At 44.3% G+C, this 17,699-nt stretch carries 14 protein-coding genes and 1 tRNA gene; 9 read left to right on the plus strand and 6 right to left on the minus strand.

Annotated features, from left to right (window positions below):
* Positions 1-59: 59 nt before the first annotated feature.
* Positions 60-130 (minus strand) — tRNA-Gln (locus HMPREF2794_RS00700).
* 264 nt (positions 131-394) lie between these two features.
* Here HMPREF2794_RS00700 and rsfS point away from each other — a divergent pair.
* Genes rsfS through HMPREF2794_RS00715 form a run of 3 tightly spaced genes read left to right on the plus strand, consistent with a single transcriptional unit; the run spans position 395 to position 3,761 of the window.
* Positions 395-754 (plus strand): ribosome silencing factor, encoded by a 360-nt coding sequence (gene rsfS, locus HMPREF2794_RS00705; protein ID WP_010536628.1) that lies wholly within the window; start codon positions 395-397, stop codon positions 752-754.
* A 9-nt stretch (positions 755-763) separates the two neighbouring features.
* Positions 764-2,902 (plus strand): ATP-dependent zinc metalloprotease FtsH, encoded by a 2,139-nt coding sequence (gene ftsH, locus HMPREF2794_RS00710; protein ID WP_070750572.1) that lies wholly within the window; start codon positions 764-766, stop codon positions 2,900-2,902.
* 16 nt (positions 2,903-2,918) lie between these two features.
* Positions 2,919-3,761 carry a phosphatidate cytidylyltransferase gene (locus HMPREF2794_RS00715; protein WP_010536626.1) on the plus strand — a complete coding sequence of 281 codons (843 nt, stop codon included), beginning with the start codon at positions 2,919-2,921 and terminating at the stop codon, positions 3,759-3,761.
* A gap of 103 nt (positions 3,762-3,864) precedes the next feature.
* On the opposite strand, the gene HMPREF2794_RS00720 is transcribed toward HMPREF2794_RS00715, so the two are convergent.
* The 3 genes from HMPREF2794_RS00720 to surE form a co-directional block, all read right to left on the minus strand.
* A complete protein-coding gene (locus HMPREF2794_RS00720) occupies positions 3,865-4,638 on the minus strand; it encodes a NigD1/NigD2 family lipoprotein (protein ID WP_022302294.1) in 774 nt (257 codons plus the stop codon).
* A gap of 91 nt (positions 4,639-4,729) precedes the next feature.
* Positions 4,730-5,866, minus strand: coding sequence for a lipid-A-disaccharide synthase (lpxB, locus tag HMPREF2794_RS00725; protein WP_055268571.1), 1,137 nt, complete (start codon positions 5,864-5,866; stop codon positions 4,730-4,732).
* Positions 5,867-5,920: 54 nt separating this feature from the next.
* Complete coding sequence (surE, locus tag HMPREF2794_RS00730) at positions 5,921-6,700, minus strand: 5'/3'-nucleotidase SurE (RefSeq protein ID WP_010536623.1); 780 nt, start codon at positions 6,698-6,700, stop codon at positions 5,921-5,923.
* A gap of 358 nt (positions 6,701-7,058) precedes the next feature.
* Between surE and HMPREF2794_RS00735 the strand changes: the two genes are divergently transcribed.
* The 5 genes from HMPREF2794_RS00735 to HMPREF2794_RS00755 all read left to right on the plus strand — a co-directional run bounded on the left by HMPREF2794_RS00735 (position 7,059) and on the right by HMPREF2794_RS00755 (position 13,263).
* Positions 7,059-7,823 carry a ParA family protein gene (locus HMPREF2794_RS00735; protein WP_010536622.1) on the plus strand — a complete coding sequence of 255 codons (765 nt, stop codon included), beginning with the start codon at positions 7,059-7,061 and terminating at the stop codon, positions 7,821-7,823.
* 11 nt (positions 7,824-7,834) lie between these two features.
* Complete coding sequence (locus HMPREF2794_RS00740) at positions 7,835-8,725, plus strand: ParB/RepB/Spo0J family partition protein (RefSeq protein ID WP_010536621.1); 891 nt, start codon at positions 7,835-7,837, stop codon at positions 8,723-8,725.
* Entirely contained in the window at positions 8,726-9,616 is an 891-nt protein-coding gene (locus HMPREF2794_RS00745) for a DUF5683 domain-containing protein (RefSeq protein ID WP_070750574.1), read from the plus strand.
* A 35-nt stretch (positions 9,617-9,651) separates the two neighbouring features.
* Positions 9,652-10,947, plus strand: coding sequence for a lytic transglycosylase domain-containing protein (locus HMPREF2794_RS00750; RefSeq protein WP_010536619.1), 1,296 nt, complete (start codon positions 9,652-9,654; stop codon positions 10,945-10,947).
* 72 nt (positions 10,948-11,019) lie between these two features.
* Positions 11,020-13,263 carry a RelA/SpoT family protein gene (locus HMPREF2794_RS00755; protein ID WP_070750576.1) on the plus strand — a complete coding sequence of 748 codons (2,244 nt, stop codon included), beginning with the start codon at positions 11,020-11,022 and terminating at the stop codon, positions 13,261-13,263.
* Positions 13,264-13,402: 139 nt separating this feature from the next.
* Here the strand turns inward: HMPREF2794_RS00755 and HMPREF2794_RS00760 are convergent, their stop codons facing one another.
* The gene (locus HMPREF2794_RS00760; protein ID WP_010536617.1) at positions 13,403-13,747 is read right to left on the minus strand and encodes a MerR family transcriptional regulator; all 345 of its coding nucleotides are present in this window, start codon (positions 13,745-13,747) and stop codon (positions 13,403-13,405) included.
* A 21-nt stretch (positions 13,748-13,768) separates the two neighbouring features.
* Positions 13,769-14,737: a M23 family metallopeptidase gene (locus HMPREF2794_RS00765; RefSeq protein WP_010536616.1), complete on the minus strand. Its 969-nt coding sequence runs from the start codon at positions 14,735-14,737 to the stop codon at positions 13,769-13,771.
* A 107-nt stretch (positions 14,738-14,844) separates the two neighbouring features.
* Between HMPREF2794_RS00765 and alaS the strand changes: the two genes are divergently transcribed.
* Complete coding sequence (gene alaS / locus HMPREF2794_RS00770; RefSeq protein WP_055268570.1) at positions 14,845-17,463, plus strand: alanine--tRNA ligase; 2,619 nt, start codon at positions 14,845-14,847, stop codon at positions 17,461-17,463.
* Positions 17,464-17,699: the final 236 nt, after the last annotated feature.

Genomic DNA, 17,699 nt, shown 5'->3' on the forward strand with positions numbered 1-17,699 from the left:
AAAGGTTGTGCCAGCGTTTTGACACAACCTCTTCTAACTGATCATTGTTGTTGATTCTGTTGGGCTACCTGGATTCGAACCAGGAATGACAGGACCAGAATCTGTAGTGTTACCATTACACCATAGCCCAATAATTTTCGTTTGCGGGTGCAAAGATACAAATAAATTGGGAATTGCAAACAATTCTGCTATTTTTTTTGCAAAAAAGCTCATTTTGTCCCTCCGAATAAAAGCATCTCCCCTAAAAAACACAAAAATTAAGTCATAACTTTCTTGTATCCAATAAATCACCGTATATTTGTCAAAAATATCACGTTTATAATCAGAAACAAAGGGGAATCCTTTTTTGTTATAAACCAAAAGAGAACATGAATTATTAATTTCAATTACAGGAATGAACGATACGAAAATATTAATTGAAAAAATTAAAGAGGGAATTCAAGAGAAAAAAGGTAAAAATATCATTATTGCTGATTTAACCGGTATAGAAGATACCATCTGCAAATATTTCGTTATATGCCAGGGGAACTCTCCCAGTCAGGTGAGCGCTATCGTAGACTCTATCAAAGAGTTTACACGTAAAGGTGCCGACAGCAAACCTTTCGGCATAGACGGACTCCGAAACGCAGAATGGGTAGCGATGGATTATGCCGATGTACTTGTACATGTTTTTTTGCCGGAAGTAAGATCCTTCTATAATCTTGAACATCTTTGGGCAGACGCCAAACTTACTCAAATCCCCGATTTAGACTAATCCACAATTATGGACAACAATAATACTAACAACAATAAGCCTAATAATAAGGTGAATATGCCTAAGTTCAATCTGAACTGGCTATATATGATTATTGCCCTCATGCTTCTCGGCCTTTGGTGGAGTAGCGATTCAAGAGGAAGCGGAAGCAAACTCGTTCCTTACAGCGACTTCCAGAAGTATGTCACCAATGGGTATATCAGCAAAGTGCTGGGTTCTGAGAAAACACTCGAAGCCTACGTAAAGCCGAATGCCGTAGGTGCTGTATTCGGTGCGGACTCCATGAAAGTGGGAAGAAACCCGATTATCACCAGTAACCCTCCTTCCAAGGACAGACTGGATAAATTCCTGCAGGATGAAAAAGCTGCCGGTCATTTTGACGGAATTGCGGATTATCCTGCCGATTCGGATATTTTCCCGGCAATCCTGATTAATATTCTTCCACTGGTTTTACTTATCGCCCTGTGGATCTTCTTCATGCGCCGCATGAGCGGCGGCGGTGCCGGCGGTGCCGGCGGCGTATTCAATGTGGGAAAATCGAAAGCCCAGCTTTTTGAAAAGGGAGGATCTATCAAGATTACTTTCAAGGACGTAGCCGGTCTGGCGGAAGCCAAACAAGAGGTGGAAGAAATTGTAGAGTTTCTGAAAGAGCCTCAAAAGTATACCGACTTAGGAGGAAAGATTCCTAAGGGTGCATTGCTTGTAGGCCCTCCGGGAACCGGTAAGACATTACTGGCCAAGGCTGTTGCCGGTGAAGCAAACGTACCATTCTTCTCTCTGGCTGGTTCCGACTTCGTAGAAATGTTTGTCGGTGTGGGTGCATCCCGCGTACGTGACCTGTTCAAGCAGGCAAAAGAAAAGGCTCCTTGTATTGTGTTTATCGATGAGATTGACGCAGTAGGCCGTGCACGTGGCAAAAACCCTGCAATGGGTGGAAATGACGAACGCGAAAACACCCTGAATCAGTTATTGACTGAAATGGACGGTTTCGGCTCCAACAGTGGTGTGATTATCCTTGCCGCCACCAACCGGGTAGACGTACTGGATAAAGCATTGCTTCGTGCCGGACGTTTCGACCGTCAAATACACGTAGACCTGCCCGACCTTAACGAACGTAAAGAAGTATTCGGCGTACATCTGCGCCCGATCAAGATAGACGACACAGTAGACGTGGATCTGCTGGCACGCCAGACTCCGGGATTCTCCGGTGCGGATATTGCGAATGTCTGCAATGAAGCTGCCCTGATTGCAGCCCGTCACGGAAAGAAATTCGTAGGCAAGCAGGATTTCCTGGATGCTGTAGACCGTATCATCGGTGGTCTGGAAAAGAAGACCAAAATCACCACAGAAGCAGAAAGACGTTCAATCGCTTTACACGAAGCAGGACACGCCTCTATCTCCTGGCTGCTGGAATATGCCAACCCATTGATCAAGGTTACGATTGTTCCTCGCGGACGTGCATTAGGTGCTGCCTGGTATCTACCGGAAGAACGTCAGATCACTACCAAAGAGCAGATGCTTGACGAAATGTGTGCTACTCTAGGAGGACGGGCAGCTGAAGACCTGTTCATCGGACGTATCTCCACCGGAGCCATGAACGACCTCGAAAGAGTGACCAAACAGGCATACGGCATGATCGCTTATCTAGGTATGAGTGACAAATTGCCCAACCTGTGCTATTATAATAATGAAGAATATTCTTTCAACCGTCCTTATAGCGAAAAGACAGCCGAACTAATCGACGAGGAAGTGAAGCGGATGGTGAACGAGCAATATGAACGTGCTAAGAAAATTCTGTCTGAACACATGAAAGGACACAATGAATTAGCTCAACTGCTGATCGACAAGGAAGTAATCTTTGCCGAAGACGTTGAACGTATTTTCGGTAAGCGTCCCTGGGCATCGCGCTCGGAAGAAATCATGGCTGCCAAAGAAAGCCAGGATGCTGCCAAAGCAGAGAGAGCATTAGCCGAAAAACTGAAATCAGAAGAACAGGAAATCAAGGAGGAGGAAGCTGAGAATACTGCTCAGGAAGAAGCAACTACAGAAACGAAAATCACTGCGGAAGGAAAAAAAGTGACCGTAGAAGGAAAAGTGACTATAGAAGCCAAATCCAATGAGAAAGGACAAACTACCGAATCCAACTAATTAAAACACGAAGATCGTGATTAGTAATTTTATAAAACGGGCCATTACGGGTATACTCTTCGTAGCCATTCTGGTAGGATGTATACTTTACAATTCTTTCAGTTTCGGCATTCTGTTCATGGCGATCAGCGCATTGACTATCTACGAATTCGGACAGTTGATCAACAGCCGTGCAGAAGGTGCTAATGTAAACAAGACCATTATTATGCTGGGAGGAGCTTATTTATTCCTCGCAGTAATGGGATTCTGCATTGACGCAGCCGACTCTAAGATTTTCATTCCTTATTTGCTGTTGCTGCTCTATTTAATGATCAGTGAGTTGTATCTGAAAAAAGCAAATCCGATGCTCAACTGGGCATATTCCATGCTTAGCCAGCTCTACATAGGGCTGCCGTTTGCATTGCTCAATGTACTGGCATTCCATAATGATCCGGAATATAGCAGCGTAAGCTATAATCCGATTCTGCCATTGTCTATCTTCATATTCCTTTGGCTGAGTGACACGGGTGCATATTGCGTCGGTTCATTAATAGGTAAACACCGCTTGTTCGAACGTATCTCTCCTAAGAAATCCTGGGAAGGTTCCATCGGTGGCGGAGTGGTAGCTATCGGAGCTTCTTTTATTCTGGCACATTATTTCACGATTATGTCGATGTGGGAATGGGCAGGTCTGGCTTTGGTTGTTGTCATATTCGGAACATGGGGTGACCTGACAGAGTCATTACTGAAACGCCAATTACACGTTAAAGATTCGGGAACGATTCTTCCGGGACACGGAGGTATGCTTGACCGCTTTGACAGCGCTTTGATGGCCATACCGGCAGCAGTATTTTATCTGTATGCACTGACTTGGTTCTAATGGAGACAAAATAAACAAAAAGGTCGGAAGCTGCTTTGATGCAATTCCGACCTTTTTTTTCACACACAGTGTTCGTCAAGGTTTAGTTTTCATAAAAGTTTGGCTATTTAATAAAAGAAGTGGAATGTACGTCCTTCGCTTTCTCCGGAACGCCTACCGGATGGTCCAAATCGAGAACGATCACTCTTCCTTCTCCATTCTCCTCTGAATTGATTGTCACCTTGAATCCTTTCCATTCTGTTTCCGCGTCTTTTGCTGACGGATAGAACTCTTCCAGATTATAAGAAACTCGTCCCCATCCCCGGTATTTAGTTACATCATCATACGTATTGTAACGCAATTCCAGATGTATATAACCGTCTTCATCCACATTCAATGTTTCCGGTGTCTCCGGAGTTTCCGGTTCTATCTTATTCTGCACAAGACTAATACGATGCTTTTCAGTATGAGGTAAATACTGATGGAAGATTATATTCAGGAACTTTCCTCCCAGCCACATATCTCCCTGATAAATCACGATAGGATCATTTCCGAATTCTTCTTCATTTTCAGCAGTCATATCTTCCACCTCTTTCGTCAACACTTCCTGGATGCCTTCTATCTTTACCTGAGCACCATTATCCGTATCAGCCAAAGGGTTGAAAAAAGCAACTACACGTTCACCGTCTACCGGTTTGTACCAAGGAATAGAGCTGGCAACCGGATCAATCACTCCCCAGCGATCACCTTCCAGATAATAACCTCCGCCACCGGTTGCATGAACCGTGGCCCAATCCCATCCCAAGTCTCCAATTGAATACCCATCGTCGTCACATGATTGCAGTGCGGGTACCAATGCGAGCAATAACATTACTAAAAACCAATTAAATTTTTTCATATCTGTTCCTCTCTTTTTAATTCTTCTGCTATATAAATAAAAAAGCCGGGCATTTACTGCACCGGCTTTACGTTTATTCAGAAAAAGAAAGTTATTTTTTCAACAGTTCCAGCATTTCATGAGCAGCATGCTGTGGGGCACCCGCGGGTCCCAACCGATCTGCCATATACTCATACCCTGCAAGCATCCGTTTTTTATATTCCTTATTTTCAAGAAGTTTGCTTAGTTCCTCCTGCATATTTCCGACAGTCATTGTATCTGCCACTAGCTCCTTCACTACCTCACGGTCTGCAATCAGATTAACCAGCGAGATAAATTTCACTTTCAGAATATGGCGGCGCAAAAACGAAACGAACTTTCCAACCGGAGTATAATAGCAGACCACCTGAGGAACACGGAACAAGGCTGTCTCCAAGGTTGCCGTACCCGACGTTACCAAAGCCGCCTCCGCATGCTGCAACAAGCGATAAGTCTGGTCAAAGATTATTTTTACTTTAGCCTGTCCTACATATTGCTCGTAGTACTCCGGAGCAATACCGGGAGCACCAGCCAGCACCAGCTGATAAGCGGGAAATGCAGAAGCCGCCTTCAGCATATCCGGCAGATTATCTTTAATCTCCTGCTTCCTGCTTCCTGCCAATAATGCAATTACAGGCCGATCTTCCAGTTTATTATCCGCAATAAATGCTTCCATATTTTGGGGATGGGCTTTCTGATAAGCAGTCACTTCATCTACCGTAGGATTTCCTACATAATGTATAGGATACTGATGTTTCGCTTCAAAAAACTCCACTTCAAAGGGAAGTATGGAGAAGAGTTCATCCACATCGCGTTTGATATTCTTGATGCGATACTCCTTCCATGCCCATATCTTCGGAGAAATATAGTAGAAAACAGGAATCTGAGTCCTGGCATGTACAAACTTAGCTATGTTAAGATTGAAACCGGGATAGTCTACCAGAATCACGACATCAGGATTCCAGCCAACAATATCCTCCTTGCAACGTTTCATATTCGCAAAGATCGTACGCAAATGAAGCAGCACGGGGATAAATCCCATATATGCCAGTTCTTTATAATGCTTCACCATCGTCCCTCCGACGGCAGCCATCAGATCTCCGCCGAAAAAACGGAAATCAGCCTGAGGATCTTCCGCCTTCAAGGCAGTCATCAGATGAGACGCGTGTAAGTCTCCGGAAGCTTCACCGACAATCAGATAATACTTCATGGGAATTTTGAATTAGGAGTTTTGAATTTCGAAATCAGCAAAATGCCGTATATATCAGAATTCTATTTGTTTACAATAGTCATTCAGTTCATCGATAAAGCCGTAGGCAGTCATATCAACTGTCGTTGGCGTGATAGCCACATATCCGTTTTCCAGTGCCCAATGGTCATTATTCTCGTTTTCAAGTTCATGATCAGTAAATGAACCGGTCAGCCAAAAATAATGATGGTCGTCCAGACGGGGACAAGTCACCCATTCGTTCTCCCAACACCCTTTCGCCTGTTCACAAACCTTCACCCCTTTCAGATGAGGAGTATCCGGGAAGTTCACATTGAGGCAAGTCAACGGAGGCAAGCCTTTTTCCAATATCATGGCAGCTATCTTGCGTATATAAAGACCCGCAGGTTCAAAATCAGCATCAGGCTGATGATTACACAGAGAAAAGCCGATAGAAGGAATCCCTTTCAGACAACCTTCGATCACGACTCCCATCGTTCCCGAATAATGTACGTTAATAGCAGAATTATCTCCATGATTGATACCGCCTACTACCAGGTCCGGTTTTCGGTCGAGTACAGCCCCCAATGCCAGTTTAATACAATCGGTTGGTGTCCCCGTACATTTATATACAGTCAGACCCACTTCTTTTTTGACCAGCTGATAATGAACCGGATGAGTTACTGTCAGTGCACTGCCACTACCGGAGCGCGGAGAATCGGGTGCCATTACTACAATTTCCCCCAACGGACGAAGAAACTTCACCAGTTCACTAATACCTTTAGCCATAACACCATCGTCATTTGAAACGAGGATCAACGGCTTCTTACTTTCCATATATTCAATCCTTTCCTTTTTATGTTCGCACAAAAGTAGCAAAAAGTAACCGTACCGCCAACCGGATATCTTCGAATATCCATTAATTACATCGCTATCTGGCGAATATACACCCGTTTACAAATCTTAATCTTCTGCAAGCGAGTAAAAAAAGAAAGAGATATCCAATATAAATATGTATATTTGCACGCTCGAATAGAGGAAGTTTGATGATAAAATCAGCCAGGTTTCAGAACTGTTTCGTCCGGCAGTTATTAACAAAACAGGTGACTTATCAACAGAAAATGCAAAGTTTCTCTTTTTTCGTAGGCGCTCTAAGGAATTATCACTTATTTCGCTGCCAATAAATTTAGAGTATATGGGAAAAATAATTGCTTTGGCCAATCAAAAAGGGGGTGTAGGAAAGACAACGACTACGATTAATCTCGCAGCGTCACTTGCTACACTCGAAAAGAAAGTACTCGTAGTAGATGCCGACCCGCAAGCAAATGCCTCTTCTGGTCTGGGAGTGGACATCAAGCAGTCGGAATGTACTATCTATGAATGCATTATTGACAGAGCCAATGTACAGGACGCTATCCTTGACACAGAAATCGATTCTTTAAAAGTGATCTCTTCGCACATCAATCTTGTAGGAGCAGAGATTGAAATGCTAAACCTCCCAAACCGCGAAAAGATACTGAAAGAAGTACTCACACCCTTGAAGAAAGAATATGACTATATCTTGATAGATTGTTCTCCTTCACTCGGTCTGATCACCATCAATGCCCTGACAGCAGCCGACTCCGTGATCATCCCCGTGCAAGCTGAATATTTTGCTCTCGAAGGCATCAGCAAACTGCTGAATACAATCAAGATCATCAAGTCAAAACTGAACCCTGCGCTAGAAATCGAAGGTTTCCTGCTGACCATGTACGACTCACGTCTGCGTCAGGCAAACCAGATTTATGACGAAGTAAAAAAACACTTCCAGGAACTAGTATTCAACAGCGTGATCCAACGAAACGTAAAACTGAGCGAGGCTCCCAGCTACGGTATTCCCACTATTCTTTATGACGCGGACTCTACCGGTGCCAAAAACCACCTCGCCCTTGCCAAAGAGATTATCAACAGAAATAAATAAACGAAGAAGATATGGCAACACAAAAAAGAAATGCATTAGGACGCGGACTTGACGCCCTGCTCTCGATGGATGATGTGAAAACCGAAGGCTCTTCTTCCATTAATGAAATAGAGTTGGCGAAGATTACCGTCAACCCCAATCAGCCTCGCCGCGAATTCGATCAGACGGCCTTACAGGAACTGGCTGATTCAATTGCGGAAATCGGTATCATACAGCCTATCACTCTACGCAAACTCTCAGACGATGAATATCAGATCATCGCAGGAGAACGCCGTTACCGTGCTTCACAAAAAGCGGGACTGACAACCATCCCCGCCTACATCCGCACCGCTGACGACGAGAACATGATGGAAATGGCGCTGATTGAAAATATCCAGCGTGAAGACCTGAATGCGGTGGAAATAGCATTGGCTTATCAACATCTGCTGGACCAGTACGAACTGACACAGGAACGCTTGAGCGAACGTATCGGCAAGAACCGGACAACTATCGCCAACTACCTGCGTCTGCTCAAACTACCGGCTCCTATACAGATGGCTCTGCAAAACAAACAGATCGATATGGGACATGCACGTGCATTGATTTCATTAGGCGACCCTAAACTTCAAGTAAAAATATTCGAAGAGATACAAGAACACGGATATTCTGTTCGCAAAGTAGAAGAGATTGTCAAATCGCTGAGCGAAGGAGAAGCTGTGAAAAGCGGCACACGGAAAATCACTCCGAAACGCAGCAAACTACCGGAAGAGTTCAACCTACTGAAGCAACAACTCACGGGATTCTTCAACACCAAGGTACAACTGACTTGCTCCGAAAAAGGGAAAGGAAAAATCAGCATTCCTTTCAGCAACGAGGAGGAACTGGAACGTATCATGGAAATCTTCGATACGCTAAAAAAGTAAATGACAAGAAAAAGTAAGAAATATCAGTTACTCATCATCACCCTGCTTCTCTGTTTTCTACAGGTGGCAGGGATTGATGTGTATGCACAGGAGCCTGTGACTCCGGTACAAAAAGACAGTACTATTCAGAGTCGGGAAGCACCGAAAGCACGTGCACGAAGGCATCGCGACCCTGCCCAGGTGACGGATTCGCTAAGAAAGGATTCAATCAAGATATTGCATCCGGAACGTCTGCAAGCAACCGACAGTCTGTCTGCCGTTAAAATACAGATAGCTGACAGCCTTGACGCAGCCAACAAAAAAGAACTAAAGAAAATAGAACAGCCGACGCCTATTGTGGTGAAAACCGATACGGTCCCCCCTCCTGTACAGGACCTCAACAAGAAGCTGTTTGTTCCTAATCCGACCAAAGCAACATGGCTCGCAGTCGTATTCCCCGGTGGAGGACAGATTTATAACCGTAAATACTGGAAACTGCCTATCATATATGGAGGATTTGCGGGTTGTGCATACGCCCTCAGCTGGAACGGAAAGATGTATAAAGACTATTCACAGGCTTATCTGGACATCATGGACAGCAATCCGAATACCAAAAGCTACGAAGATTTGCTTCCTCCAAACGCCCAATACAATGAAGAGCAACTGAAAAACACCCTGAAACGAAGGAAGGACTCATTCCGTCGTTTTCGGGACCTTAGTATATTTGCATTTATCGGAGTATACCTTATTTCTATCATTGACGCTTATGTCGATGCAGAATTATCCAACTTCGATATATCACCGGACTTGAGTATGAAACTGGAACCGACGGTCATTGACAACAACAGCCAGTTCCGTTCCAACAGTTACAAGAACAAGTCAGTAGGATTGCAATGCGTACTACGATTTTAAAAGAACACAATTTAGATTGAATTTATTATTAAAGCATGAAGAAATTAGAAAACTATTGTTCGATTATTTTCCTTTTCCTGTTGGCAACCACACAGGTAAAAGCTCAAAGTGTAGATGTAGTTATTCGTGAAAACGGAACCGAACGCAAAGAAAGCATCGATCTTCCAAAGAGTATGACTTACCCGCTCGACAGCCTGCTGAACGACTGGAAAGCTAAAAACTATATTGATTTAGGCAAAGATTGCAGTACAGCGGAAGTGAACCCTTTATTCAGTGATTCTGTTTATATCGACCGCCTTTCACGCATTCCGGCTGTCATGGAGATGCCTTACAATGACATTGTACGCAAATTTATCGATATGTATGCAGGACGTCTGCGCAATCAGGTTTCATTCATGCTGAGTGCCTGCAATTTCTACATGCCTATTTTTGAGGAAGCACTGGATGCTTACGGACTTCCTCTGGAACTAAAATACTTGCCAATTATCGAATCCGCACTGAATCCTTCAGCGGTATCACGTGCCGGTGCTTCAGGATTGTGGCAATTTATGATTGGAACGGGAAAGATTTATGGCCTGGAATCCAACAGCCTGATAGATGAACGCCGCGACCCGATCAAAGCAACTTGGGCTGCCGCCCGCTATCTGAAAGAGATGTACGATATTTATGGAGACTGGAATCTGGTTATCGCAGCCTATAACTGTGGTCCGGGTACCATCAACAAGGCAATCCGCCGTGCCGGAGGAGAAACGGACTATTGGAAAATATATAATCTGTTACCTAAAGAAACACGCGGATACGTACCTGCTTTCATTGCCGCCAACTATGTGATGACTTATTATTGTGACCATAACATCTGCCCGATGGAAACCAATATTCCGGCAAGTACAGATACAGTGCAAGTTACCCAAAATCTGCATTTTGAGCAAATTGCCGAACTTTGTAATGTTCCGCTGGATGAAGTGAAAAGCCTGAATCCTCAATATAAGAAACAAATTATCCCCGGAACAACCAAGCCTTGTACATTACGTTTACCACAAGGAGCTATCAGCGCATTTATTGATAAGCAGGATACCATCTATGCACACCGTGCCGACGAGTTATTCCGCAACCGGAAAACTGTTGCCGTAAAAGAAATAACTCCGGCCACCCGCCGACAGACAAGCGCTATCGCCGGCAAAGGTAAATTGACTTACTACAAGATAAAAAGTGGAGACACTCTCTCATCAATTGCCGAAAAGTTAGGCGTACGTGTCAGAGATATACAGCAATGGAACGGAATGTCCAACACTAGAATTTCAGCAGGAAAACAATTGAAAATCTACAAATAAATGACTTCCCGCTTGCTCCATTCGGAAATTTGCTTATTTTTGCAAAAATAAGCGAATGAAAGGATAACGAATATGGATAATATAACCCCCAAAGAAATAGCAGATGAAGAGATGATCAATCAGGCGTTCCAGGAACTTCTGAATGATTATCTCCATACTAAACATCGCAAACGAGTTGAAATCATCACAAAAGCTTTCAACTTTGCTAATCAGGCACACAAAGGAATCAAACGCCGCTCCGGTGAACCTTATATCATGCACCCGATTGCCGTTGCACAGATAGTATGCAACGAAATCGGTCTAGGGTCTACCTCGATCTGTGCAGCGTTGCTGCATGACGTAGTAGAAGACACTGACTATACGGTAGAAGACATCGAAAATATTTTTGGACCGAAGATAGCCCAGATTGTAGACGGACTGACCAAAATCTCCGGCGGAATCTTCGGAGACCGCGCCTCGGCACAGGCAGAAAACTTTAAAAAGTTACTGCTCACCATGTCGAACGATATCCGGGTTATCCTGATTAAAATAGCTGACCGCCTGCACAACATGCGTACATTGGGCTCCATGTTGCCCAATAAACAATATAAGATAGCAGGAGAAACTCTCTACATCTATGCTCCGTTAGCCAACCGACTGGGTTTGTACAAGATAAAAACAGAACTTGAAAACCTCAGTTTCAAATATGAACATCCCGAAGAATATGCCGAAATAGAAGAAAAGCTGAATGCTACCGCTGCCGAACGCGATAAAGTATTCAACGACTTCACAGCTCCGATCCGTACTCAACTGGACAAGATGGGGCTGAAATACCGGATTCTGGCACGTGTAAAATCGATCTACTCCATCTGGAACAAAATGCAGACCAAACACGTCCCGTTCGAGGAGATTTATGACTTACTCGCTGTCCGAATTATCTTCGAACCACGTAACGTAGAGGAAGAACTCAATGACTGCTTCGATATCTATGTTTCCATTTCCAAGATATACAAACCTCATCCCGACCGCCTGCGTGACTGGGTAAGTCACCCTAAAGCAAATGGTTATCAGGCATTGCACGTCACCCTGATGGGAAACAACGGGCAATGGATTGAAGTGCAGATTCGTAGCGAACGGATGAATGATGTAGCAGAACAAGGTTTTGCCGCTCACTGGAAATATAAAGAAGGAGGAGGCAGCGAAGACGAAGGCGAACTGGAGAAATGGCTGAAAACTATTAAAGAGATACTAGACGATCCACAACCGGACGCAATCGACTTTCTGGATACAATCAAACTGAATCTGTTTGCTTCCGAAATCTTTGTATTCACTCCGAAAGGAGAACTGAAAACAATGCCTCAGAACTCTACGGCGCTGGATTTTGCCTTTTCATTACACACAGATATCGGCAGTCATTGTATCGGTGCCAAAGTCAATCATAAGCTGGTACCACTAAGCCATAAACTACAAAGCGGCGACCAGGTTGAAATACTAACCTCCAAATCGCAACGTGTACAACCACAATGGGAAGTATTCGCTACGACCGCCCGTGCCCGTGCCAAGATTGCAGCGATTCTTCGTAAAGAACGTAAGGCGAACCAAAAAATTGGTGAAGAGTTGCTCAGTGAGTTTCTGAAAAAAGAAGAAATACGTCCGGAAGAGGCTGTCGTCGAGAAATTGCGTAAATTACACAACTTCAAGAACGAAGAAGAATTATTGGCTGCTATCGGCAGCAAAGCCATCATTTTAGGAGAAGCGGACAAGAACGAACTAAGAGAAAAACAAACCAGTAACTGGAAAAAATACCTTACTTTCTCCTTCGGAAACAGCAACAAGGAGAAAACGGAAGAGAAAGAACCTCAGGAAAAAGAAAAGATCAATCCGAAAGAGATTCTTAGACTGACAGAAGAAAGTCTGCAAAAGAAATACATCATGGCTGAATGTTGTCACCCGATTCCCGGTGATGATGTTTTGGGGTACGTTGATGAGAACGACCGGATTATCATTCATAAACGCCAGTGTCCTGTTGCCGCCAAGCTGAAAAGCAGCTATGGCAACCGCATATTAGCGACCGAATGGGATACTCACAAAGAACTTTCTTTCCTCGTATATATCTATTTAAGAGGTATAGACAGTATGGGACTTCTGAACGAAGTGACTCAAGTCATCTCCAGACAACTTAACGTAAATATCCGTAAACTTGCCATTGAAACAAACGACGGGATATTTGAAGGAAAAATCCAGTTGTGGGTACATGATGTGGAAGATGTAAAAACAATCTGCAATAACCTGAAGAAGATTCAAAATATCAAACAGGTGAACCGAGTAGAAGAATAAATCCACCCAAACATCACTTATAAATGAAGAATGATGAATGAAGAATGAAGAATGAAGAATTGGCTGCGCTATCACGCTGCAAAGTAATTCTTCATTCTTCATTCATCATTCTTCATTTATATCTACTCTTCCCTGAGACTTAATCTCGTCCGTCCAGTTCTTTCTTGATAGCCAGAAGCTCTTCCTTAATACCTTTCAACCGATTCACAATCTCGTAATTGCGGACCGTAGCCTCCTTATTATCCTTCAAACGCTGACGGGCACCGGGAAGTGTCATACCTTTCTCCTTCACCAAATGATAGATCAGCCCAATTGTTTCCACATCCTCTTTACGATACTGACGTATTCCCCTTCCTGTGGTTCTGGGAGAAATCTGAGGAAACTCCTTCTCCCAAAAACGAAGCAAGGAAGCATTGACTCCAAACATCTCAGCCACTTCGGCTATGGAGTAGTATAATTTTAGCTCTTTGTCTGTATTTAGCATAGAAACCGTTGTTTTAAGAGATTAATCGAACACTTTACCATGGTTGGCAGCTAACTGGATCATCTTCTCATAATCTTCCGCACTCAAATCCATGAAATAATAGTTAACAGGATTCACAACCTTTCCTTTCACATGCACCTCATAGTGAAGATGAGGACCCGTACTCTTTCCTGTACTTCCCACCTTTCCGATCACTTCACCACGCACCACTTTTTTCCCGACTTTCGTATTGTAGCCTTGCAAGTGAGCGTAACGAGTCAGATAACCGAAACCATGGTCGATCTCAATTGTATTGCCATATCCTGTTTCCCATCCCACTTTCACCACCGTCCCGTCTCCGGTCGCATAAACATCTGTCCCCGGATGAGCGGAGAAATCCATTCCCGAATGGAATTTTGTGGTGCCATATATCGGATCAATACGTGTCCCGTATCCGGAAGCAGTCTTACGAAGGTCTTTATTGGAAATAGGCTGAATAGCGGGAATACACTTCAACATTTCATCATGGTTCTTGCACATATCTATCACATCGTCAAAAGACTTGGACTGGATATAAATTTGTTTCGATAATACATCCAGCTTTTGAGTCGTATTTACGACCAGCTTGGAGTTTGCCAGATCCATCAGTTCTTCATAACGGTTTGTGCCTCCAAAACCAGCCTGACGGATAGCCGGTGAAACAGGATCAGCCTGCAGAATCACCCGATACAGGTTATCATCACGCTGCTGAATATCCTGAAGCACCCCCATCGCATCATCCAGACGGCGGGAAAGTACGTTATATTGTGCCAAAAGACGACTGTTTTCGATTCGCAACTCCTTCTCCGAAGGCGATCCGAACACCAAAAGTAAAATGATGAAGCACCCTGCTCCAAGTCCCATACCGATAAAAAGCTGGCGCAGAATGCTAAGCGCACGTTGCCGTACGGTAGGGTAAATTCGATCATAAGTCTGCGTCCTTGGATTGTAGATGTAGTAAACTTTGCGCATCTTTTTGGAAATATTTCGCTTGTTAATACGGCAAAAGTAATAAAAACAAGCTATCTTTGCACAGTTTTTTGAGAATATTAACCTCAACAATAGATATATAGAAGAATATGTTGACTGCAAAAGAGATCAGAGATTCTTTCAAGAATTTCTTTGAGTCGAAAGGACACCACATCGTTCCCTCGGCTCCGATGGTGATAAAAGATGACCCTACCCTGATGTTTACCAACGCAGGGATGAACCAGTTTAAAGATATCATTTTGGGTAACCACCCGGCGAAATACACAAGAGTCGCGGACTCTCAGAAGTGTCTGCGTGTAAGCGGAAAACATAATGACCTGGAAGAAGTGGGACATGACACGTACCACCACACGATGTTCGAAATGCTTGGCAACTGGTCATTCGGTGATTACTTCAAAAAAGAAGCTATCAACTGGGCATGGGAATATCTGGTAGAAGTATTGAAACTGAATCCGGAACATCTGTACGCCACTGTATTCGAAGGAAGTCCTGAAGAAGGCTTGAGCCGTGACGACGAAGCTGCTTCTTACTGGGAACAGTTCCTGCCGAAAGATCATATTATCAACGGCAACAAACATGACAACTTTTGGGAAATGGGTGATACAGGACCTTGCGGACCTTGTTCGGAAATCCACATCGACCTTCGCCCGGCAGAAGAACGCGCTAAAATCTCCGGTCGCGACCTAGTCAACCACGATCATCCTCAAGTGATTGAAATATGGAACCTCGTGTTCATGCAATATAACCGCAAAGCTGACGGCAGCCTCGAACCACTTCCTGCAAAGGTAATCGATACAGGTATGGGATTCGAACGCCTCTGTATGGCTCTGCAAGGTAAAACATCCAACTACGATACGGATGTATTCCAACCGATGCTGAAAGCTATTGCAGCGATAGCAGGCACAGAATACGGAAAAGACAAACAGCAGGACATCGCCATGCGCGTGATTGCTGACCACATCCGTACGATTGCCTTCTCTATCACAGACGGTCAGTTACCTTCCAATGCCAAAGCCGGTTATGTCATCCGCCGTATCCTCCGTCGTGCCGTTCGTTACGGATATACTTTCCTCGGACAGAAGCAATCATTCATGTACAAGCTGCTTCCGGTGTTGATAGACAACATGGGAGGCGCTTATCCGGAACTGATCGCACAGAAAGGTCTGATTGAAAAAGTAATCAAAGAAGAAGAAGAAGCATTCCTTCGTACGCTCGAAACAGGTATCCGCCTGCTGGATAAGACCATGGAAGATACCAAAGCCGCCGGAAAAACTGAAATCAGCGGTAAAGACGCCTTTACTTTATATGATACTTTCGGTTTCCCCTTGGATTTGACCGAACTGATTCTTCGTGAAAACGGAATGACTGTCAACATCGAAGAGTTCAATGAAGAAATGCAACAGCAGAAACAGCGTGCCCGTAACGCCGCCGCCGTTGAGACGGGTGACTGGGTAACTCTGAGAGAAGGAACAACCGAATTTGTCGGATATGACTACACTGAGTACGAAGCTTCTATTCTTCGTTACCGTCAGATCAAACAGAAAAACCAGACTTTGTATCAGATTGTACTGGACTACACTCCGTTCTATGCAGAAAGTGGTGGTCAGATAGGTGATACCGGTGTGCTGGTCAGCGAATTCGAGACTATCGAAGTAATCGACACCAAGAAAGAGAATAATCTTCCGATTCATATTACCAAAAAATTGCCGGAACATCCGGAAGCTCCGATGATGGCTTGTGTAGACACCGACAGACGTGCTGCCTGCGCAGCCAATCACTCGGCTACTCACTTACTGGATTCAGCCTTGCGTGAAGTACTGGGCGAGCACATCGAACAGAAAGGTTCATTGGTAACACCCGACTCACTGCGTTTCGACTTCTCTCACTTCCAGAAAGTGACAGACGAAGAAATCCGCAAGGTAGAACATCTGGTTAATGCCAAGATCCGCGCTAACATTCCTTTGAAAGAATACCGCAATATTCCTATCGAAGAAGCCAAAGAACTGGGAGCTATCGCTCTCTTCGGCGAAAAGTACGGAGAAAGGGTACGTGTGATTCAGTTCGGTTCTTCTATCGAGTTCTGTGGAGGTATCCACGTAGCCGCAACCGGAAATATCGGTATGATCAAGATCGTATCCGAAAGTTCTGTTGCTGCCGGTGTACGTCGTATCGAAGCTTACACAGGAGCACGTGTAGAAGAAATGCTGGACACTATTCAAGATACACTGAATGACCTGAAAGCGCTCTTCAACAACGCACCGGATCTGAGTGTTGCCATCCGCAAATACCTCGACGAAAACGCAGGATTGAAGAAGCAGGTAGAAGACTTCATGAAAGAAAAAGAAGTCGCCCTGAAAGCAAGACTGCTGAAGAATATGCAGGAAATACATGGCATCAATGTCATCAAATTCTGCGCTCCGCTACCGGCAGAAATGGTAAAGAACATCGCTTTCCAGCTTCGTGGCGAAATCACAGAAAACTTATTCTTCGTAGCCGGAAGCATAGACCACGACAAACCAATGCTGACAGTAATGCTTAGCGACAATCTCGTAGCCGGCGGGTTGAAAGCTGGTAACCTGGTGAAAGAAGCAGCCAAACTGATTCAAGGCGGTGGAGGCGGTCAACCTCATTTCGCTACTGCCGGAGGCAAGAATGCAGACAACCTGAGTGCCGCTATTGAAAAAGTACTGGAACTTGCAGGGATTTAATCTGTAGACAAATAGAGATCAAGCATAAAAGAAGGAAGACAATACTCTTTTATGCACTTATTGAGGCACGGATGACACGGATGACACGGTTTTAAATACAAAAGAACCGTATTATCTGCGTCATCCGTGCCTTAGTAATATGATTATAGTAATCATCCGGATCGATCCGCCCCCGGTTGCTTTCAGTTTGTTTCTTTCTGTACAGAAAAGAATATATTTAGGCACGGATTACACGG

Origin of the sequence: Bacteroides sp. HMSC067B03, from assembly GCF_001811315.1 — a bacterium.
Classification (GTDB): Bacteria; Bacteroidota; Bacteroidia; order Bacteroidales; family Bacteroidaceae; genus Bacteroides; species Bacteroides faecis.